At 61.8% G+C, this 20,605-nt stretch carries 12 protein-coding genes; 1 reads left to right on the top strand and 11 read right to left on the bottom strand.

Annotated elements, in window-relative coordinates:
• Position 1: 1 nt before the first annotated feature.
• The 11 genes from glgA to IFT66_RS11235 all read right to left on the bottom strand — a co-directional run bounded on the left by glgA (position 2) and on the right by IFT66_RS11235 (position 19,130).
• The gene (gene glgA, locus IFT66_RS11285) at positions 2 to 1,447 is read right to left on the bottom strand and encodes a glycogen synthase GlgA (RefSeq protein WP_192077641.1); all 1,446 of its coding nucleotides are present in this window, start codon (positions 1,445 to 1,447) and stop codon (positions 2 to 4) included.
• Positions 1,448 to 1,460: 13 nt separating this feature from the next.
• Positions 1,461 to 2,723, bottom strand: coding sequence for a glucose-1-phosphate adenylyltransferase (gene glgC / locus IFT66_RS11280; protein ID WP_062461037.1), 1,263 nt, complete (start codon positions 2,721 to 2,723; stop codon positions 1,461 to 1,463).
• Positions 2,724 to 2,741: 18 nt separating this feature from the next.
• The gene (gene glgB / locus IFT66_RS11275; RefSeq protein WP_192077640.1) at positions 2,742 to 4,949 is read right to left on the bottom strand and encodes a 1,4-alpha-glucan branching protein GlgB; all 2,208 of its coding nucleotides are present in this window, start codon (positions 4,947 to 4,949) and stop codon (positions 2,742 to 2,744) included.
• Entirely contained in the window at positions 4,949 to 7,411 is a 2,463-nt protein-coding gene (locus tag IFT66_RS11270) for a glycogen/starch/alpha-glucan phosphorylase (protein ID WP_062461031.1), read from the bottom strand. Before IFT66_RS11270 ends, glgB begins: the two co-directional genes overlap by 1 nt.
• A gap of 221 nt (positions 7,412 to 7,632) precedes the next feature.
• Entirely contained in the window at positions 7,633 to 8,853 is a 1,221-nt protein-coding gene (locus IFT66_RS11265; RefSeq protein ID WP_192077639.1) for a vWA domain-containing protein, read from the bottom strand.
• A gap of 136 nt (positions 8,854 to 8,989) precedes the next feature.
• Positions 8,990 to 9,868 (bottom strand): transglutaminase family protein, encoded by an 879-nt coding sequence (locus IFT66_RS11260; RefSeq protein ID WP_192077638.1) that lies wholly within the window; start codon positions 9,866 to 9,868, stop codon positions 8,990 to 8,992.
• Positions 9,869 to 9,885: 17 nt separating this feature from the next.
• Positions 9,886 to 12,342: a circularly permuted type 2 ATP-grasp protein gene (locus IFT66_RS11255; protein WP_192077637.1), complete on the bottom strand. Its 2,457-nt coding sequence runs from the start codon at positions 12,340 to 12,342 to the stop codon at positions 9,886 to 9,888.
• A 39-nt stretch (positions 12,343 to 12,381) separates the two neighbouring features.
• Entirely contained in the window at positions 12,382 to 15,741 is a 3,360-nt protein-coding gene (locus tag IFT66_RS11250) for a transglutaminase family protein (RefSeq protein WP_192077636.1), read from the bottom strand.
• A 302-nt stretch (positions 15,742 to 16,043) separates the two neighbouring features.
• Positions 16,044 to 16,835: an ATP-binding cassette domain-containing protein gene (locus tag IFT66_RS11245; protein ID WP_062461891.1), complete on the bottom strand. Its 792-nt coding sequence runs from the start codon at positions 16,833 to 16,835 to the stop codon at positions 16,044 to 16,046.
• Complete coding sequence (locus IFT66_RS11240) at positions 16,835 to 17,914, bottom strand: ABC transporter permease (protein ID WP_062461017.1); 1,080 nt, start codon at positions 17,912 to 17,914, stop codon at positions 16,835 to 16,837. The genes IFT66_RS11245 and IFT66_RS11240 overlap by 1 nt, the downstream gene beginning before the upstream one ends.
• A gap of 190 nt (positions 17,915 to 18,104) precedes the next feature.
• Positions 18,105 to 19,130, bottom strand: a complete 1,026-nt coding sequence (locus IFT66_RS11235) for a sugar ABC transporter substrate-binding protein (RefSeq protein ID WP_192077635.1) — start codon at positions 19,128 to 19,130, stop codon at positions 18,105 to 18,107.
• Between the two features lie 243 nt (positions 19,131 to 19,373).
• On the opposite strand from IFT66_RS11235, the gene IFT66_RS11230 reads away from it, so the two are divergent.
• Positions 19,374 to 20,597 carry an ROK family transcriptional regulator gene (locus IFT66_RS11230; RefSeq protein WP_062461012.1) on the top strand — a complete coding sequence of 408 codons (1,224 nt, stop codon included), beginning with the start codon at positions 19,374 to 19,376 and terminating at the stop codon, positions 20,595 to 20,597.
• The last annotated feature ends 8 nt before the right edge of the window (positions 20,598 to 20,605 follow it).

Genomic DNA, 20,605 nt, shown 5'->3' with positions numbered 1-20,605 from the left:
CTCAAATGCCTTTTCTTGCAAGTAGGTCGGAATAGAGCGCGGCATAGAGGCCAGCACTCCTGTCCCAGGAAACGTCGGATTTCATGCCCTGCTTCTGCATTTCCGTCCAGACATCAGGATCCTTATAGAGACGGATGGCGCGGCGCAGGGCGCGGCCAAGATTGTCGGCTGTTGCCGGGCCGAAGGAGACACCGGTTGCGGCCTTCGCAGCAAGTGCGGCGGGGCTGGCGTCGATGACCGTGTCGTTGAGGCCACCGGTGCGGGCAACGACCGGGATGCAGCCGTAACGCAGACCGTAAAGCTGGGTGAGGCCACACGGCTCGAACCGGGAGGGGATGATGATGGCATCGGAGCCGCCCTGAAGCAGGTGCGACAGCGGCTCGTCATAGGTAGTCAGAACCGAAACGCTGCCCGGATGGCGGCCTGCAGCGGCGTGAAATGCGGTTTCGAGCGCCTGATCGCCGGAGCCGAGCACCGCCAGCCTGCCGCCGGCTTCGACAAGGTTGTCGATCTCCTGCGCCAGCAGATCCATGCCCTTCTGCGAGGTGAGGCGGGAGATGACGCAAAACAGCGGACCGTCGCTTTCGACGAGGCCGAACCGCTCCTCGATCGCCCGCTTGTTGCCGGCGCGGCTTGCAAGGCTTTCGGCACCGTAGCGGGTGTGCAGGTTGATGTCGGTTTCCGGGTCCCAGATTTCAGCGTCGATGCCGTTGACGATACCCGTCAGATCCACGGAGCGGCGGGAGAGCAGACCCTCGAGCCCCATGCCGTATTCGCCGCTCAGAATTTCCTCGGCATAGGAGGGAGAAACGGTAGAGATTGCCCAGCTCGTCTCCAGCCCGGCTTTCAAATAGCTGATGCCGCCGAAATATTCGATCCCGTCCATCGCAAAGGCATGGTCCGGCAGACCGAGAAAGGGGAAGATATCGGCGCCGAACATGCCCTGGAACGCGATGTTGTGAATGGTGATCAGCGTCGGGATTTCGGGCGTTTCCGAGTAGCGCATAAAGGCCGGAAGCATGGCCGCCTGCCAGTCATGGACATGTGCGATGTCGGGCCGCCAGCCCGCGATACCGTCCTGCGCGATGATCGCACCCGCCTTGGACAGTGCCGCGAAGCGTCTCCAGTTGTCGGGATGGTCCTTGCCCGTCTGATCGAGATAGGGGCCGCCCGGCCTGTCGAAGAACATGGGGCAATCGAGCACCAGGAGGTCTAGCCCCTGGTGCGTGACTTCGAGGATATCGGCACTGGCACCGAGAAGGTCGTCGAAACTCATGACGAGTTTTGCATCCTTCAGCACCCGCATGACAGCCGGATAGCCCGGCATCAGGGTCTTCACCGAGATGCCCTGGCTCTTGAGTGCCAGCGGCAGTGCGCCGGCCACATCGGCGAGGCCGCCGGTTTTCACCAGCGGAAAGACTTCGGACGCGACCGACAGAACATTCATCGGAGGATCCCGTTCACAGCTCAAGCTTGTCGATCATCGCCTGGGTGATCAGGCAGATACCGCTCTCGGTGCGGCGGAAGCGCTTGGCATCGAGTTCCGGATCCTCCCCGACGATCAGGCCTTCCGGAATGGTCACGCCGTGGTCGATGATGACGTCGCGAAGCTGGGCGCGCCGTCCGATCCGCACGTTCGGCAGCACAACCGCGCCTTCGAGCTTGGAATAGGAATTGGCACGCACGCCGGTGAAGAGAAGGCTTCGGTTGAGCGACGAACCGGAAATTATGCAGTCGCCGGAAATGACCGAGGACGTTGCGGACCCGCGGCGGTTTTCGTCGTCATGCACAAACTTTGCCGGTGGTGTAATTTCACCGAAGGTCCAGATCGGCCAGGACTTGTCGTAGAGGTCAAGGCCGGGCACGATTTCTGTCAGGTCGATATTGGCCTGCCAGTATGCGTCCACCGTCCCTGCATCGCGCCAGTAGGGCTCGCGCTCGAAATCGGACCGGACGCAGCTATCGGCAAAGCGGTGCGCGACGGCCTTACCGTGCTCGACGATATAGGGAATGATATCCTTGCCGAAGTCCCGGCTGGAGCCTTCTGCTTCCGCGTCGCGCTTCAGCGCTTCGATCAGAAATTTGGTGTGGAAGACGTAGATGCCCATCGAGGCCAGCGCGAAATCCGGATTGCCGGGAATTCCCGGTGGGTCGGCCGGCTTTTCGACGAAATCGATGATCTCGTCCTTCTCGTTGACATGCATGACGCCGAAGCCCGTGGCTTCCATGCGCGGAACCTCGAGGCAACCGACGGTGACGTCGGCGCCGGAGTTCACGTGCTGCTGCAGCATGTACTCGTAGTCCATCTTGTAGACGTGGTCGCCGGCAAGGATGACCATGTATTCCGGCGCGTAGCCTTCGATGATGTCGATGTTCTGGAACACTGCGTCGGCCGTGCCTTCATACCATTGCGTTTCCGAAACGCGCTGGGAGGCGGGCAGGATGTCGAAGCTTTCATTGCGCTCTGAACGCAGGAAGTTCCAGCCGCGCTGCATGTGGCGGATCAGCGAATGCGCCTTGTACTGGGTCGCAACGCCGATGCGGCGGATGCCGGAATTCAGCGCGTTCGACAGCGCGAAATCGATGATGCGCGCCTTGCCGCCGAAGTAGACCGCTGGCTTGGCGCGGCGATCCGTCAGTTCCTTCAGGCGACTGCCGCGGCCGCCGGCCAGGACATAGGCCATCGCGTCGCGTGAGAGTGGCTGTATGCGTTTGTCGTTCATGGTTCTCCCTCCCGGTCGTTATTGCAATTCCAGCATGATCGTCGCCAGAGGCGGCAACGTGATGTCGGCGGTGATCGTTCCTCCCGCATTCACCGCCTGCACGCGTCCGCCATTCCCCTTGCCGGTGCCGCCATAGATCTCGGCATCGGTGTTGAGGATTTCCCGCCATCTGCCCTCGCTTGGCAAGGGAATACGGTAGTTTTCCCGGTAGACCGGGGTGAAATTCGTGATCACCGCCACCGGCTTTTCCCCCGGCGCCATACGCAGCCAGGCAAACACGGAGTTTTCGGCATCATCGGCAATCAGCCAGCGGAACCCTTCGCTCTCGCAATCGCGGGCATGCAGGGCGGGCTTGGAGCGGTAGCAGAAGTTCAGATCGCGGACGAGACGGCGCATGCCTTCGTGCGGGCTGTATTGCAGCAGATTCCAGTCCAGCGACCGCTCCTCGCTCCATTCGCTCCACTGGGCAAATTCCTGGCCCATGAACAGCAGCTTCTTGCCCGGATAACCCCACATGAACCCGTAATAGGCGCGCAGATTGGCGAATTTCTGCCAGTCGTCGCCGGCCATCTTGGCGATCAGCGACCCTTTGCCGTGCACGACTTCATCATGGCTGAGCGGCAGGACGAAGTTTTCGGAATAGGCGTAGACCATGCCGAAGGTGATGGCGCTGTGGTGATGCTTGCGGTGAACAGGCTCGCGCGCGAGATAGCTCAGCGTGTCGTGCATGAAACCCATGTTCCACTTGAACCCGAAGCCGAGACCGCCTTCGTGGACCGGCGCCGAGACTTTGGGCCAGGATGTGGATTCTTCGGCAATGGTCATCACACCGGGATGATTGCCGTAGGAAAGCGAATTCATCTTCTGCAGGAAGCGGACAGATTGCAGGTTCTCGCGGCCGCCATATTCGTTCGGCACCCATTCGCCCTCGCGGCGGGAATAGTCGAGATAGAGCATCGAAGCGACCGCATCGACACGCAGGCCATCGAGGTGGAATTTCTCCGACCAGTAGAGCGCGTTGTTGACGAGGTAGGACAGGACTTCCAGTCGGCCGAAATTGTAGATCGCCGTGTTCCAGTCGGGGTGGAAACCCTGGCGCGGATCTTCATGCTCGTAGAGTGCGGTGCCGTCGAAATGGCGCAGCCCGTGCGCGTCGACCGGGAAGTGGGCGGGCACCCAGTCGAGGATGACGCCGATGCCGACCTTGTGGCAGCCGTTGACGAAGCGGGCAAAGCCTTCCGGCTCGCCGAAACGGGCCGACGGCGCATAGAGACCGGTGGTCTGGTAGCCCCAGGACGGATCATAGGGATGTTCGGTAATCGGAAGGAATTCGATATGGGTAAAGCCCATGTCGGTGCAGTAGGGAATGAGTTCGGCGGCAAGTTCGTCCCAGGAGAGGAACGAACCATCCTGCTTGCGACGCCATGAACCGGCGTGAACCTCATAGATCGTGATCGCCTGACGGCGGTGATCGGCCTTTTCCCAGAATTCGCGGTGCGCGTCGTCATCCCATTTCTGCACCAGTTCCGGTGTCGTCACCGACGCCGTCTTGGGGCGCATCTCGGCGCGCCGGGCGTAAGGGTCGGCCTTGAGGGGCAGGACCTCGCCGTCGCTCCCGACGATCTCGAACTTGTAGGGGGTGCCAGCCAGGATATCGGGCGCGAAGATTTCCCAGATGCCGGTGTCTTGACGCAGCCGCATGATGTGGCGGCGGCCATCCCAGGTGTTGAAATCGCCAACGACAGAGACGCGCTTGGCATTCGGTGCCCAGACGGCGAAGTGATATCCCTCTACGCCCTCGTGCTTCATCGGATGGGCGCCCATCTTGTCGAACAGGCGCAGATGCGATCCCTCGCGGACGAAATAATCGTCCATCGGTCCCAGAACCGGGCCGAACGAGTAGGGGTCCGTCACCGCCCACTCGTCATCACCGCGGCGGGCGCGGTAACGGACGGGCTGGCGTTGCGAGGCGGAGACGATGCCTTCGAAATAACCGGCTTCGTGGCGGCAGGTGAGTTCGCCCAGTTCCGTGCCGTTCAGCGCCGTGGCCGTGACGGCCTCGGCGCCGGGGATGAAACAGCGGACCCTGTAGACGTGCCCGACCTTGTGCAGGCCGAGAACGGCAAAGAGGTTTGTATGCCTGCCTTCCAAAATCGCCTCGATCTCGGATAACGGGATTTCTCCAGGAGCTCTCCCGTCATCGAGCGTACGCGGCGCTTTTGTCATCAGGCTCTCCAGATTTCCGACGCGTATTGGCGAATGGTTCTATCGGAGGAGAACCAACCCATGCGGGCGGTGTTGAGAATAGTCTTCGAATACCATGATTTAGGGTCCGACCAGATTTGGTCAACGCTGCGCTGCGCTGCTGCGTAAGCATCGAAGTCGGCGGCAACCATGAACCAGTCGTGATTGTAGATCCCGTCCATCAGGACCGTGAAACGCGACCGGTCATCCGGCGAAAACACGCCGGTCGCGATGGCATTCAGGGCCTGTGCGAGTTCCGGCGACTGGTCGATAACTGCACGGGGATCGTGGCCCTCGTCGCGGACCTTCTGCACCTCGTCGGCCTTCAGGCCGAAAATGACGATGTTGTCTTCCCCGACATGGTCACGCATTTCGACATTGGCGCCGTCGAGCGTGCCGATCGTCAGTGCCCCGTTCAGGGCAAACTTCATGTTGCCGGTTCCCGACGCTTCCATGCCGGCCGTCGAGATCTGCTCGGAAAGATCGGCCGCGGGGACCATGATCTCGGCGAGAGACACGTTGTAGTTCGGTATGAAGACGATCTTCAGGAGACCGCGCACCGATGGGTCGTTGTTGATGACGCGAGCGACGTCGTTGGCCAGCTTGATGATCAGCTTGGCGTTGTGGTAGCTCGGCGCCGCCTTGCCGGCGAACAGTTTGACACGCGGCACCCAGTCAAGTTCCGGATGCGAGCGGATCTGGTCGTAGAGCGCTACCGCCTCGATGATGTTGAGGAGCTGGCGCTTGTATTCGTGGATGCGCTTGATCTGGATGTCGAACATGGCCGACGGATCGAGCCTGATGCCCATGCGGCTGCCGACCAGATTGGCAAGTGCGATCTTGTTGGTGCGCTTGATCGCCGCAAACTTGTCCTGGAACGAGCTGTCGCTTGAGAATTTCTCAAGATCTGTCAGCGCCTCAGTGTCATCAAGGAATTTGTCGCCGATGGCGTCCTGGATCAGCGAAGTGAGGCCCGGATTGCACTGCATCAGCCAGCGGCGAGGGGTGATGCCGTTGGTCTTGTTGTTGATGCGTGTGGGATAGAGCGTGTGCAGGTCCTGGAACACAGTGACCTTCATCAGGTCGGTATGCAGGGCCGAGACGCCGTTGATCGAATGCGAGCCGACAAAGGCAAGGTTGCCCATGCGCACGCGGCGCTCGCCACCCTCGTCGATCAGCGAGATCGAACGGATCTGGGTTTCGGAGAAGTTCTTCAGCTTGCGCGCTTCCAGCAAGATCTTGGTGTTGATCGCATAGACGAGCTGCATGTGGCGCGGCAGCAGGCGCTCGAACAACGGTACCGGCCAGCTTTCCAACGCCTCGGGCAGAAGCGTGTGGTTGGTGTAGGAGAAGGTCTTGCGGACAATTTCCCAGCTCTCGTCGAAATCCACGCCGTGGATGTCGACCAGAAGGCGCATCAGTTCGCCGATCGAAATCGCCGGATGGGTGTCGTTGAGCTGGATCGCGACCTTGTCGGGAAGATTGGTGAAGTCCGGATACTGCTGCAGGTGGCGGCGCAGGATGTCCTGAAGCGAGGCCGAGGAGAAGAAGAATTCCTGGCGCAGGCGCAGTTCCTGGCCGGCCGGGTTGGCATCGGCCGGGTAGAGGACGCGGGTCAGGCTTTCGGCCTTGTTGCTTTCGCGCAGCGCGCCGATGTGGTCACCGGCATTGAAGGCATCGAGCAGGATCGGATCGATCGGCTGGGCCGACCAGAGGCGCAGCGTGTTGACGCGCTTGCCGCGCCAGCCGACGATCGGGGTGTCGTAGGCCATGGCGATGACGCGCTCTGCTGGCTTCCAGACGTAGCGCGGCGCATCGTCGTAACCGCCGACGGTATCGACCGTGCCGCCGAAGCCGATTTCGTAGGAGCTTTCGCGGCGCTCGAATTCCCAGGGGTTGCCGTGGGCAAGCCAGGTTTCCGGCAGTTCCACCTGCCAGCCGTCGGCCATCTGCTGACGGAACAGGCCGTGGACATAGCGGATACCGTAGCCGTAGGCCGGGATCTCGACGGTTGCCATGCTTTCCATGAAACAGGCGGCGAGACGGCCGAGGCCGCCGTTGCCGAGGGCGGCATCGGGTTCGAGGCCGGCAATGACAGCCACATCGACGCCGAGCGATGTCAGCGCGTCGCGAATTTCCGACATCAGGCCGAGATTGCTGACGGCATCGCGCATCAGGCGGCCGATCAGGAATTCCAGCGATAGATAGTAAACGCGCTTCTCGCCGGTCTTGTAGACCTTGCGGGTCGAATCCATCCACCGGTCGATAATGCGGTCGCGCACCACCAGGATCGTTGCTGTCAGCCAGTCATGCGGCTTGGCGACCTGCGCATCCTTGCCGATCCGGTAGGTCAGGCGCTCGATAATCTCCTCCGCCATGATTTCAGGCCGGGAGCTGCGTGGTGCCGGAAAGGGGAGTTCGACGTTAGAAGAGGTCTTGTCCATGTCGCGCTAACTTTCTGGTTAAGCGTGAGAATTGCGTCCGATTCGGACCCTCGTTGAAGATCTGGGAAACCAGTTATGCACCGTTACGAAACGCTTGCAACGGGCAATGATATTGGTCTTGAAATATGTCATGGGCATGTGGATTCGCAAAAAAGCAAAACCCCGCCGGTTGGACGGGGTTCTGCAAATAATCAAACGTTCCGAGAGACTTAGACTGCCGCCTAGTTGGTGAGGCGAACCGCGGATTTTGCCGCCTTGTTGGCGATATCGCCGAACGCGTTGACGAGATCGGTCATGTCTTCGGGCTCGTAATAGTAGTCGCTGGCGCTTGCGCAGGTGCTCAGCAGCGACTTGCCCTTGTCCGGCGCCATGAAGGCAACGGTGAAGATCTTGATGCCATCGGCCTTGGCGGTTTCGCACTGGCTGCGCACTGTTCTGTCCAGCGCCGGATTCCAGTTGGCGCTTTTGCCGGTCATTTCGCCATCCGTCATCAGCACGATGTAGCGGTTGAAGGTGGCATTGCCCTTGGCCGTATGCGCCGTTGCCTCGGTCGTGTTGCTCGATTTCAGCGCATTCAGTGCGAGGGTCATCGCGCCGCTGGCATCGGTGCCGCCGGTCGGAACGCTTGGAAGCGCCGCCACGTACTTGGCAGCCTCGGTCGTGCCCCATGTCATCGGTGTCGGAGACTGCGTCTCATCGGTGTAGGAAACCGCACCGACACGGATCAGCGTATTTTTCGGGTCGGACGTCTTCAGCGACGTGAACAGCCCCATTGCCGCCGTCTGCAGGGCCTCGATCTTGCGGATGTAGCAGGGCCAGTAGAAGGCGACCGACGGCCAGTCAGCGTTGGTGTAGTTGTCACAGTAGGACCGCAGTGTATTCCTGTCGCTGGTGACAAAGGACATCGAGCCGGACCGGTCAAGCGCCAGGTACATCGAGATGCCGTTGGTCGTTTCCGAACTGCTGGATGCCGTGGCCGCAATATTCAGCGTGATGGACTGGCCGCCGATCATGCTGGTGATCGGATTCAGCTTCATCGTGTACTTGGTGTTGAGCGCCACCGTGTAGCCCTTGCTGGAAGCGCTGTTGTTGGTGGTCTTGGCGCTGACGGCGGTGGCCTTGCGGATCGCCTCCTGCTGCGCTGCCTTTTCTTCAGGTGTGGCGTTCGCGTCTATGCCATTGGCAAGGATCTGGCCGGCGAGGTAGTCGGTCGCCAGTTCCTGGGCGTCCTTCTCGTTCATGCCTTTCTGGGCCATCGATGAGGCAGCTGCCAGTGCCGCGGAATCCGCCAGACCCTGCATCTTGCTCTTGATCTGCATGGCATTGGTGAAATCAAGCGCAACGCCCGCCGAACCCAGGAGGATGGGCAGGAGCACCGCTGTCATAAGGCCGAAATTTCCGTCGCGGTTCTTGGCAAACCGCGTCCAAATTGATGCTGTCATCGCACTTACCCCCGTGCCGTAACCGCGCAACTCATTTGCACTAACACGTGGTCTTGATAGCGCGGAGCGGGTGGAGGAACCGCTAAATCAACCTTTAAAAATTGAACCAACACGACGATTCAGCGCCAAAACGGGTCTATCTGACCGGTATCACATCAACCGCCTGGATGATCTTTCGATTTCCGTAACCTTTGAGCACGCCGATGACAGGTGCGATATCGGAATAGTCGCGGCCGTAGGCGACGACGATATGGTCGGTGCCGGCCATGATGTCGTTGGTGGGGTCCAGTTCGACATAGCCGACCGCCTCGCCGCACCAGACCTTGACCCAGGCATGCATCGCGTCGGCGCCTTCCAAACGCTCCTTGCCCGGGGGCGGCAGAGTGCGCAGGAAGCCCGAAACATAACCTGCGGGGATGCCGAGGCTGCGCAGCGCCGTGATCATGATATGGGCAAAGTCCTGGCAGACGCCGCGCTTCAGCTTGAAGGCCTCGCGCGGGGTTGTGTCGACCTTGGTCGCCTTGGAGTCATACTTGAAGTCGTCGTAGATGCGGGTGCAGAGCTCCTTTGCAATCTCCAGCACCGTCTGGCCCGGCTTGACGACGTCGCGGGCATAGGCGGCAATCTGCGGATCTTCGGGCAGGCGAGGGCTTGCGCCGGTCAGGTTGTGCGGCGAGCTGCCGTCGACGCTAAGATACGCTGCAAGCTCCCGCCTCAAGCCATCGAGCCGTGGCGACAGATCCGCGGAGATCGTCGGGGTCTCGACCATGACGCGCGCCTGCATACGGATGTCGAACCGTTCATGCGGCGCGCGCAGCAGGATTGAGGTCGCCTGCTGGCCGAAGAAATCAATGAAGGTGGCTTTCTCCTCTGCGTTCGGCGTGACGGTGATCGTGCCTGCAATCAGCCGCTGGCGGCCGGGCAGCGACAGGGGCAGGACCCGGATCACATGCCGTGCGACCGAGGCCGGCTGGTCATAGACATAGCCCATGTGCATGGAGAGGTCGTAAAGCATGGCGTGTCCTCTCCCGCTCAGTTGAAATAGGTTCGGGCGAGAATGTCGGAAAGCCGTTCAAGCTCCTGCTCAAGCTTACGGTAAACTTCCACGTCCATGCCCTCGGGGGTCATGACTGCAAGGCCCGAATGCAGTCGCACTGCTTCCCGATAGAAGGGCGACATCTGGCCGTTCACAACGGCATTCGGCAGCTGCTCGACCTCGGTGCGGATCTCGTTCAACTGGAAGAGAATGGAACGCGGGTTGAGCGGATCGAGGGCCAGGAGGTCGGCGACGGTCAGCCGCGCGGTGTTGACGTTGTAGCGGCGCCGGTGGGTCATGACGCTGTCGCCGATTTCGAGCAGCATGTCGAGCGAACCGTCCGGCGCGTCGGGGCCGGACATGTGGGCGAGCAGCCGCGTCATATGAAGGCCGCGTTCGAGGTAGCGACCGATGGAAAGAAAGCGCCAGCCGGTGAAGCGATACATGTTTTCATGCACGAGACCGGCAAAACCCGCCAGCTTGCGCAGAAGGATGGTGCTGGCATGGGCGGCATCGTCGCCCGGTTGTGCGGTTTCATGAAAGCGCTTGGTGGTCTTGGCAAGGTCCGTCAGGGCCAGCCAGCCATCCGGCGAAAAGCGGTCGCGGATGTTGCTGGCCGAATAGATGGCGCTGTTGAGGTGGGACAGAAGCGGCGCCGGCACGGCCTTTGCCATGTCCATATCGATCGACTTCAGATAGCCGGCGACGTCGACCAGAAGCGGCGCGTCGGGATCTGCTGACTCCGCGTAGCGCAGGTGCCAGGAGCGCAGGATGCGCAACGCACCTTCCGAGCGCTCGATATAGCGACCAAGCCAGAACAGATTGTCGGCGGCGCGCGAAGGCAGCGACCCCGGCATGTTGCGGGTAAAGCTTTCTTCGGGCGGCAGCAGGGTCGGCTTGTCGACGGGCTTGTCGGAGACGATCCAGACATCGGCCGCGGTGCCGCCCGCCTGCATGGCGATTGCGGCCACGTCGTCGCCCGAGCCGATACGGGCAAAACCGCCGGGCATCAGCTGCCAGCCGTCTTCGGTGCGGGCCGCAAAGACGCGCAGCGACATCGGCCGCGGCACGAGCTTGCCGTCGACATAAGCGGGCGTTGTCGACAGCGTCACAACTTCCTGGCCGACGAGCTTGGCGCCTTCGCTCGACAGCCATTCACCGATCGATTCTCTTGCGGTCTCTCTCAAGGACGATCCGAGCACCGACTGGCCGTTGTCGTCGAAGAAGGGCAGGCCGGAATAGGCCGGGCCGATGACCATCCGCCCGATATTCTTGGCCACATGGTCCCGCTCGGCCTTCTGGCCGCACCACCAGGTCGCGATCGACGGCATGATCGGTTCTTCTCCGAGCAGGCGGTGGCAGATGGCGGGCATGAAGGCGAGCAGCGCCCGGGTTTCGAGGATACCGGAGCCGAGCGCATTGACGAGTGTCAGCGACCCGGACCGCAGGGCCTGGACCATGCCGGGCGTGCCGATATGGGAGCTCTGGTTCAATTCCATCGGATCGGCGTAGGAGGCGTCGAGGCGGCGCCAGAGAACGCCGATGGGTTTCAGACCCGCCGCGGTGCGGACCATGACGCGGTTGTTGAGAACGGTCAGGTCCTCGCCTTCCAGAAGCATGAAGCCGAGATAGCGGGCGATATAGGCGTGTTCAAAATAGGTTTCGTTGGCGGGGCCGGGGGAAAGAACCGCAATCCGGTCGTCAGGATATTGCTTGTGGCTCTGCAGCGCATCGCGGAAGGCGCCGAAGAAGGAGGCGAGGCGGTGGACATGGCTTTCGGCATAGATATCCGACAGCGCGCGTGTGGTGGCGACGCGGTTTTCCAGCGCAAAGCCTGCGCCGGATGGGGCCTGCGTACGGTCAGCCAGAACCCACCAGTCGCCATCCGGACCGCGGCCGATTTCGAACGAACAGAAATGAAGGTAATGGCCGCTGACCGGCTTTATGCCCACCAGCGGGCGCAGGAATTCCGGATTGCCGGCGACGAGCTGCGGCGGCAGAAACCCTTCCTCGACCAGCTTGTTGTCGCCGTAGATATCGGCAAGCATCGCCTCCAGAAGGTCGGCGCGCTGCTTGAGGCCGCGGGAGATCTCCTCCCATTCCTTTTCCGCGATCAGGACCGGGATATGGCTGATCGGCCAGGCCCGTTCACCGCTGCCGCTTCCGGCCGTGCTGCCGGGTGCCGCATAGGTGCGGTAGAACACGCCGGCATCGCGCAGGTAGCGGTCGGCGCGGGCAAACCGTTCGTGCAGCTCGGCTTCCGAGAGACGGCTCAGATGCGCGATCAGGTTCTCCCAGACCGGCTTGATACGACCTTCGGCGTCCAGCATCTCGTCGGTGACGCCGGCCAAGGCCGCGTAGCCGAGGATCGGGTCAATGCCGATCTCGCCAACGCCTGTCTCGCCAATGGCGGCTTCCGCCTTGGCGTGCTCTGTTGCCGGTCCGTTGGACATGGCTTGCTGTCAACTCCAGTTAAAACCCAGGCGGTCCGTTTAAATCCCGGGTGGCCGGCGCAGATCGAGTGTCAGCGGAAATTCGGGCGATGGCATTTCCTGCATCAAAGCATAACTGCCCGCCGTGTGTCCCCACGGTTCGAACCGTGCGAGCCTTCGCGCTTCCGCTTCGTTGCCATTGACCGGAAAGGTCTCATAGTTGCGACCACCCGGATGGGCAACATGATAGATGCAGCCACCGATCGAGCGGCTGGACCATGTGTCATAGATATCGAATGTCAGCGGCGTATTGACCGGCAATACCGGATGCAGGCCAGACGACGGCTGCCATGCCTTGAAGCGCACGCCGGCGACCGAAACGCCGGATACGCCCGTCGGCGTCAACGGCACGGCGCGGCCGTTGCAGGCGACCGTATAGCGCTGCGGGTTGCTGGTCTCGAGCCGCACCTGCAGGCGCTCCACGGAACTGTCGACATAGCGCACCGTGCCGCCGATCGCGCCCTGTTCGCCCATCACATGCCAGGGTTCCAGCGCCTGGCGCAGTTCGAGCTTTGCGCCCTCGTACTCGACCTCACCGAAGAACGGGAAGCGGAACTCGAGCTGTGCCTCGAACCATTCGGGCCGAAGGTCGAAGCCGTTTTCGCGCAGGTCCGCCAGCACGTCCATGAAATCGGCCCAGATGTAATGGGACAGCATGAACCGATCCGCCAGCGCCGTGCCCCAGCGGGTAAACCGGCCCTGAACCGGGTTTTTCCAAAAGCGGGCGATCAGCGCGCGCACGAGCAGTTGCTGGGCGAGCGACATGCGTGCATTCGGCGGCATTTCGAAACCGCGGAATTCGACGAGGCCCAGACGGCCGGTCGGTCCGTCAGGGGAAAACAGCTTGTCGATGCAGATTTCTGAACGGTGGGTGTTGCCGGTGACGTCGGTCAAGAGGTTGCGGAACAGCCGGTCGACGAGCCATGGCAGCGGTGCTGCACCCTGGCCCGGCATCGGCACCTGGGACATCGCGATTTCGAGCTCGTACATCGAATCGTGACGGGCCTCGTCGAGACGCGGTGCCTGGCTGGTCGGTCCGATGAACAGGCCGGAGAACAGGTAGGACAGCGCCGGATGGCGCTGCCAGTGCAGCACGAGGCTTTTGAGCAGGTCCGGGCGACGCAGGAACGGGCTGTCGTTCGGGTTGGCGCCACCGACCACGACATGATTGCCACCGCCGGTGCCGGTGTGGCGGCCGTCGATCATGAACTTGTCTGCGCCGAGACGGCTCTGGCGGGCCTCTTCATAGATCGCCGTTGTCGTTTCGACCGTCTCCTTCCAGCTTGCGGCCGGATGAATGTTGACCTCGATGACGCCAGGATCGGGCGCGACGCGGATGACGTTGATGCGCTCGTCATGCGGCGGCGCGTAGCCTTCGATATGGACGGCGAGACCGAGCTTGGTCGCCGCATTTTCGGCAGCCGCGATCAGTTCGAGATAGTCCTCGATCTTTTCGACCGGCGGCATGAAGACGCAAAGCCGGCCATCGCGCGGCTCGACGGAAATTGCGGTGCGCACCGCGCCGCCGATTTCACCGAGCGTCTGCTCGACGCGGCCGGGATTGGTCGGGTCGCCGGCCGTGAACGACTGCTCGGGCATCGCCCGGCCTTCGGTCGCTTCGTGACCCGGCGGGACGATCACGTCGGGCAGGGCGGTGCGGGGGATCGAGGGATCGGCCTCGTGGATATAGGGGAATTGCGATGGCGGGATATAGGGAAGCGTGCCGAGCGGCAGGCGGTAGCCGACCGGGCTGTCGCCGGGCACAAGGAAGATCTTGCCGCGACGGGTGCTCCATTTTTCGCTGATCCAGCGCTTTGCGCCCAGGCTGCCGCCTCTCGCGTGCGACTGCCAGGCCTGAACAGGCAGGATATAGCCCGACGGGTTGGTCAGGCCGCGCTCGAAGACGCGGGCGATGCGGTTGCGCTCTTCCGGGTCCTTGAGTTTCGAATTGGATGGATCGACATTATCAGGCAGCGAGCCTTCCTTGATGATCCATTCGGCCGGATCCTCATAGGCGGGCACGACCATCTCTTCGCCGATATCGAGTTCCGCTGCGAGTGCCGTCAGGAATTGCTGCGAGTCCTGCTCGCCGCTGCCATAGTCGCGGCCTTCTTCGGCCACCAGATCGGGATTGCTCCAGATCGGCTTGCCGTCCTTGCGCCAGTAGAGCGAGAACGTCCAGCGCGGCAGGCTTTCGCCCGGATACCATTTACCCTGGCCGTAGTGCAGGAAACCGCCCGGCGCGAATTTTTCACGCAGCTTGCGGATGAGGACGTCGGCCTTTTCGCGCTTGGTGGGGCCGACGGCGCCGGTGTTCCATTCGTCGGATTCGAAGTCGTCGATCGACACGAAGGTCGGTTCGCCGCCCATCGTGAGGCGCACGTCCTGGGCTTCCAGCACGCGGTCCACCTGTTCGCCGAGATCGTTCAGCGCGTCCCAGCTGTCATCTGAGAATGGCTTGGTGATGCGCGGATGCTCGGCAACACGGGTGATGTTCATGGCGAAATCGAACGACGTGTTCGCCTCACCGAAGTAACCGCCCGATATCGGCGCGGCATTGCGGTAATGCGGCGTGGCGGCGAGTGGAATGTGGCTTTCGCCGGTCAAAAGGCCCGATGTCGGATCAAGGCCGATCCAGCCGGCGCCCGGCAGATAGACTTCGCACCAGGCATGAAGATCGGTGAAATCGACCTCGGTGCCGGAGGGACCATCGAGCGCCTTCAGGTCCGGCGTCAGCTGGATCAGGTAGCCGGAGACGAAGCGGGCGGCAAAGCCGAGATGGCGCAGGATCTGTACCAGCAGCCAGCTCGAGTCGCGGCAGGAGCCCATGGCCGAGGTCAGCGTCTGCTCGGGCGTCTGGACGCCGGGTTCCATGCGGATGACATAACCGATCGCCTGCTGCAGGCGGGCGTTGATACCAACCACCATGTCGACGGTCGGCTGGCCGGGCGACATGTCCAGCGTCTTCAGATATTCAATGAGCGCCGGTTCCGGCGGCTCGGGCGTGCGGTAGATCGACAGGTCTTCGATAAGGTCGGCCGGATAGGTGAACGGCCAGGCCTGCGCCTCTTCCTCGACGAAGAAGTCGAAGGGATTGTAGACCGTCATGTCGGCGACGAGGTCGACCTCGATCTTGAATTCGGTCACCGGTTCGGGAAACACGAAGCGGGCGAGGTAGTTGCCGTAGGGGTCCTGCTGCAGGTTGACGAAGTGATTCTCCGGCGTGACCTTCAGCGAATGCGACAGCACTTTTGTGCGGGAATGAGCGGCGGGCTTCAGCCGGATGATCTGCGGGCCCATGCGGACCGGCCTGTCATAGCTGTAATGGGTGAGGTGGTAGATGCTCGCCTTGATCGACATTATGCCCCTTGCCGGCCTTGTTGAACGGGCCGTTACGTCATCGTTGCCGCGAGTTTGTGCAATGCATGAAAAGAATGCAAGGCGGGGCAGGCTGTTTTCCCGCTCGTGTCGAAAGGTGAGCTTCGTTCGGTTTTCGATGGTTGTGCCGGGTAAGGGTCATCCGGCTGAGATTGCCCCTTATCCGCCTACCGGCACCTTCTCCCCGCGGGCGGGGAGAAGGACGCAGGCTGCGCGCTCAGAGTCAGATCAGGGTACGTGCCCACTCCCCGCGAGCGGGGAGTGGGCATTCCCAGGTATTTCCGTTAGGCCGCGACGGCTTCCGTCGGGACCTTGGCGCCGGTCATGAAGGCGACGGCGTCGGACATCGTGTAGTCTTTCGGGTTGATGACGGTCAGTCGTTTTCCGAGCCGGTGGATGTGGATACGATCGGCCACTTCAAAGACATGCGGCATGTTGTGGCTGATCAGCACGATCGGAATGCCGCGCGAGCGCACGTCGAGGATCAGTTCCAGCACCTTGCGGCTTTCCTTGACGCCGAGCGCTGCCGTCGGTTCGTCGAGGATGATCACCTTGGAACCGAAGGCTGCAGCGCGCGCCACCGCCACACCCTGGCGCTGACCGCCCGAGAGGGTCTCGACCGCCTGGTTGATGTTCTGGATGGTCATCAGGCCGAGTTCGGAGAGCTTGCCGCGGGCAAACTTCTCCATGGCGCCATGGTCGAGCTTGCGCAGGTATTTTCCCATGAAGCCCTTGCTGCGGATTTCGCGGCCGAGGAACATGTTGTCTGCGATCGACAGTGCCGGCGAGAGTGCGAGGTTCTGGTAGACGGTCTCGATGCCCGCATCGCGGGCCTCGATCGGCGAGCGGAACTGGACCGGCTTGCCTTCCAGCGTGATCTCGCCCTCGTCGGGACGGATCGCGCCTGAGATCGCCTTGATCAGCGACGACTTGCCGGCGCCGTTATCGCCGATGACGGCGAGGATTTCACCCGGATAGAGGTCGAAATCGGCGTTGTCGAGGGCGGTCACGCGGCCGTAGCGCTTGACCAGGCCGCGGGCGGCGAGGATGGGTTGAGTGTTCGGATCGCGTGCCATCAGCCGGCTGCCTTTCTGATCCATTGATCGATTGCGACGGCGGCGATGATCAGCACGCCGATCAGGAGGTAGGTCCACTGGACGTCGGTGCCGAGCATTCGAAGGCCGAACGAGAACACGCCGACGATGAGGGCGCCGAACACCATGCCGAGGATCGAGCCGCGGCCGCCGAACAGCGATATGCCGCCGATCACCACGGCGGTGATGGATTCGATGTTGGCGAACTGGCCCACTGTCGGGGAAACCGAACCGTTGCGGCCGATCGAGACCCAGCCGGCAAGCGCGCAGATGGTGCCGGCCAGAACGTAGACCGAAATCAGCATGCGCTTGACGTTGACGCCGGAAAGCTCTGCCGCTTCGGGATCGTCACCGACTGCGTAAAGATGTCTGCCCCAGGCGGTCTGGTTGAGCACGTACCAGAGGACGGCGACCAGCAGAACCATTGCGACGACGCCAAAGGTGAAGACGGCGCCGCCGACCTTGAACGTCGTGCCGAGGAACTGCAGAAGCGGGGCCGTCGCCTCGATTTCCTGCGAGCGGATCGTCTCGTTGGAGGAATAGAGGAAGTTGGTTGCAAGCACGATCTGCCACATGCCGAGCGTGACGATGAAGGGCGGCAGTTTCACGCGGGCGATCAGGAAGCCGTTGATGAAGCCGCAAATCGCGCCGACCGCGAAGCCGCAGGGAATGGCGATTTCAACGGGCACTCCGTAGCGGAAGACCATCTGGCCCATGACGACAGAGGAGAGGACCATGATGGCGCCGACCGAAAGATCGATGCCGGCGGTCATGATGACCAGTGTCTGCGCCGCGCCGATAATGCCGGTGATTGCCACCTGCTGCAGGATCAGCGTCAGGGAGAAGGCGTTGAAGAATTTGCCGCCGAGAAGGATGCCGAACACCAGCAGGGCTGCGACGAGGACGATCAGCGAAACCGCCGACGGACTGGTGTGCAGGAAGTGCTGGAATTTCTGGACTGGCGTTTTCTTGTCGCCGTCGAAGGACGCGACGTCGGTCGAACTGTCCTTCAGAACCTTTTCGTAGTCATGATGCGGCGATGCCGCCGTTGGCTCGGTCATGGATGTTCCTCCGAGAAATTCCGTTGTCGCTCGACGGTGAGAGACCCTCTCCGGCCTGCCGGCCATCTCTCCCACCCCGGTGGGAGGAGACTTGCGGCGGACGCATGGATTGTCTGAGCGGTTGCCGCCGGATCAAGCCCTCCCCGTTGCGGGGAGGGTAGTGGTTTGATCTTTCAAATGCAGGTGGGGATCAGCCCCAGCACTTGTTCAGACCTTCCTTGGTGTCGATCGACTTGATCGCCGGAACCGGCTTGTCGGTCACGAGCGTTACGCCTGTGTCGAAGAAGTCCTTGCCGGCAGTCGGCTTCGGCTTTTCACCGGTATCGGCGAACTTCTTGATCGCCTCGATGCCGAGCGACGCCATCTGCAGCGGATACTGCTGCGAGGTTGCACCGATGACACCGCCGGCGACGTTCTTGACGCCCGGGCAGCCGCCGTCAACGGAAACCAGAAGCACGTCCTTTTCGCGACCGACGGCCTTCAGCGCTTCATAGGCGCCGGCTGCTGCCGGTTCGTTGATGGTGTGGACGACGTTGATCGTCGGATCCTTCTGCAGAAGGTTTTCCATCGCGGTGCGGCCGCCTTCTTCATTGCCGTTTGTGACGTCATGGCCGACGATGCGCGGATCGTTCTCGTCGCCGATCTTGTTCGGATCTTTCGGATCGATGCCGAAACCGATCATGAAGCCCTGGTCGCGCAGGATGTCGACGGAAGGCTGCGACGGGGTAAGGTCGAGGAAGGCCACCTTGGCTTCCTTGGCCTTGTCGCCGAGCGTTTCCTTGGCCCATTGGCCAATCAGCTTGCCGGCCAGAAGGTTGTCGGTCGCGAACGTCATGTCGGCCGCGTTGATCGGCTCCAGCGGCGTGTCGAGGGCGATGATCAGCATGCCGGCGTCGCGAGCCTTCTTGAGGTTCGGCACGATGCCCTTGGTGTCGGACGCGGTGATCAGGATACCCTTGGCGCCATCGGCGATGCAGGTTTCGATCGCGGCAACCTGGCTTTCGGAATCGCCATCGATCTTGCCGGCATAGGATTTCAGCGTGACGCCGAGTTCCTTGGCTTTCGCGGTCGCACCGTCCTTCATCTTCACGAAGAACGGATTGGTATCTGTCTTGGTGATGAGGCAGGCGGAGACGTCGGCTGCGTGCGCCGGAGCGGAAAACGCAACGCCGAGGACAAGCGCCGCAAAGGCGCCAGAAAGCACAGTCTTTTTCATGATATCTCCTCCCGAGAGATCTTTTCCCCAAGCTTGGGGCGATTGATGCAAATGTTCAGAAACACCGGGTGCCATCGAATTCGACGAGCGCCGTCTCCAAGCCTCCCATGTCCTCTGCAGCCCGGATTAAGACCAGTTTTCCATGAGCTGTCAATAATTAATTCCGATTGAATTATTTATCCACGGTGGCATATTCGGCGTGCGTGGAGCGACGATCCACGGCGAGTTTCGGGAGGAGTTCCAATGTCGATCGCGGGAAGTACCGCGACAGGGTCGATGCCGCTCGGCAGTTTTTCGGGCGGATCGAACCAGGTTCGCGTGCGTGCCTATAACGAGAGGCTGGTCCTTTCGCTTGTTCGCATGCACGGCGAAATGTCGAAGGCGGACATTACCCGCGCCAGCGGACTGTCGGCGCAGACTGTGTCGGTGATCATGCGATCGCTCGAAAAGGACGGGCTTCTGCTGCGCGGCGAACCGATCCGCGGCCGGGTGGGGCAGCCGTCGGTCCCGATGCGGCTCAATCCCGATGCCGTGTTTTCCTTCGGGGTGAAAATCGGCCGGCGCAGCGCCGATCTGGTGCTGATGGATTTCGTCGGGCAGATCCGGATGCATCATCACGAAACCTACGCCTACCCAGTGCCGCAGAAGATCATCGAGATCATCGGCAAGGGGATCGGCAGGCTCGAGGGCCAGCTCAGCATGGTCGAGCGTGAGCGGATCGCCGGCATCGGGATCTCGGCGCCGTTCGAACTGTGGAACTGGGCAGACGAGGTCGGCGCGCCTGCGGGCGCGATGGACCTCTGGCGCGATTTCGACCTGCAGCAGGAGGTCTCCGCCTCGACCAAGCATGCCGTCTACCTGCAGAACGACGCGACCAGCGCCTGCGGTGCGGAGCTGGTGTTCGGGATCGGTCCGTCCTATCCGGACTTTGTCTATTTTTTCATCGGGTCATTTATCGGCGGCGGCATCGTTCTGAACTCCGCGGTGTTTTCCGGCCGTACCGGGACGGCAGGCGCCGTCGCGCCACTTCCGGTGCGCGGCAGGGACGGTTCAACCCGGCAGTTGCTCGACGTCGCTTCAATTTTCGTTCTCGAGAACATGCTGAAGGAAAAGGGGATCGATCCGGAGCCGCTCTGGTATTCGGCCGACGAATGGATCGATTTCGGCGCGCCGCTCGATCTGTGGATCGGCGAGACGGCGGCAGCGCTTGCCCAGGCGATCATTGCCAGCGCCTCGATCATCGATTTCGGGGCTGCCGTGATCGATGGCGGATTTCCGTCATGGGTGCGCAAGCGGATCGTCACCGAGACGATCGAGGCCGTCAAGCGGCTCGATCTGCAAGGTGTCATCATCCCCGATATCATCGAGGGCAAGGTCGGCAGCCACGCCCGCGCCATCGGCGGCGCCAGCCTGCCGATCTTTGCGAAATACCTCACCGATCCGAGTGTGCTGTTCAAGGCGATGTGACGAGCGGA

Origin of the sequence: Rhizobium sp. CFBP 13726, from assembly GCF_014841925.1 — a bacterium.
In the GTDB taxonomy this organism is placed as follows: domain Bacteria; phylum Pseudomonadota; class Alphaproteobacteria; order Rhizobiales; family Rhizobiaceae; genus Neorhizobium; species Neorhizobium soli.
This window is presented reverse-complemented; position numbering and strand designations above follow the sequence as displayed.

Coding starts and splice junctions, on each gene's coding strand:
- IFT66_RS11270 (WP_062461031.1), bottom strand. CDS start 7,411: ATGGACAAGACCTCTTCTAACGTCGAACTCCCCTTTCCGGCACCACGC.
- IFT66_RS11235 (WP_192077635.1), bottom strand. CDS start 19,130: ATGAAAAAGACTGTGCTTTCTGGCGCCTTTGCGGCGCTTGTCCTCGGC.
- IFT66_RS11250 (WP_192077636.1), bottom strand. CDS start 15,741: ATGTCGATCAAGGCGAGCATCTACCACCTCACCCATTACAGCTATGAC.
- IFT66_RS11255 (WP_192077637.1), bottom strand. CDS start 12,342: ATGTCCAACGGACCGGCAACAGAGCACGCCAAGGCGGAAGCCGCCATT.
- IFT66_RS11240 (WP_062461017.1), bottom strand. CDS start 17,914: ATGACCGAGCCAACGGCGGCATCGCCGCATCATGACTACGAAAAGGTT.
- IFT66_RS11230 (WP_062461012.1), top strand. CDS start 19,374: ATGTCGATCGCGGGAAGTACCGCGACAGGGTCGATGCCGCTCGGCAGT.
- glgB (WP_192077640.1), bottom strand. CDS start 4,949: ATGACAAAAGCGCCGCGTACGCTCGATGACGGGAGAGCTCCTGGAGAA.
- IFT66_RS11245 (WP_062461891.1), bottom strand. CDS start 16,835: ATGGCACGCGATCCGAACACTCAACCCATCCTCGCCGCCCGCGGCCTG.
- glgC (WP_062461037.1), bottom strand. CDS start 2,723: ATGAACGACAAACGCATACAGCCACTCTCACGCGACGCGATGGCCTAT.
- glgA (WP_192077641.1), bottom strand. CDS start 1,447: ATGAATGTTCTGTCGGTCGCGTCCGAAGTCTTTCCGCTGGTGAAAACC.
- IFT66_RS11260 (WP_192077638.1), bottom strand. CDS start 9,868: ATGCTTTACGACCTCTCCATGCACATGGGCTATGTCTATGACCAGCCG.
- IFT66_RS11265 (WP_192077639.1), bottom strand. CDS start 8,853: ATGACAGCATCAATTTGGACGCGGTTTGCCAAGAACCGCGACGGAAAT.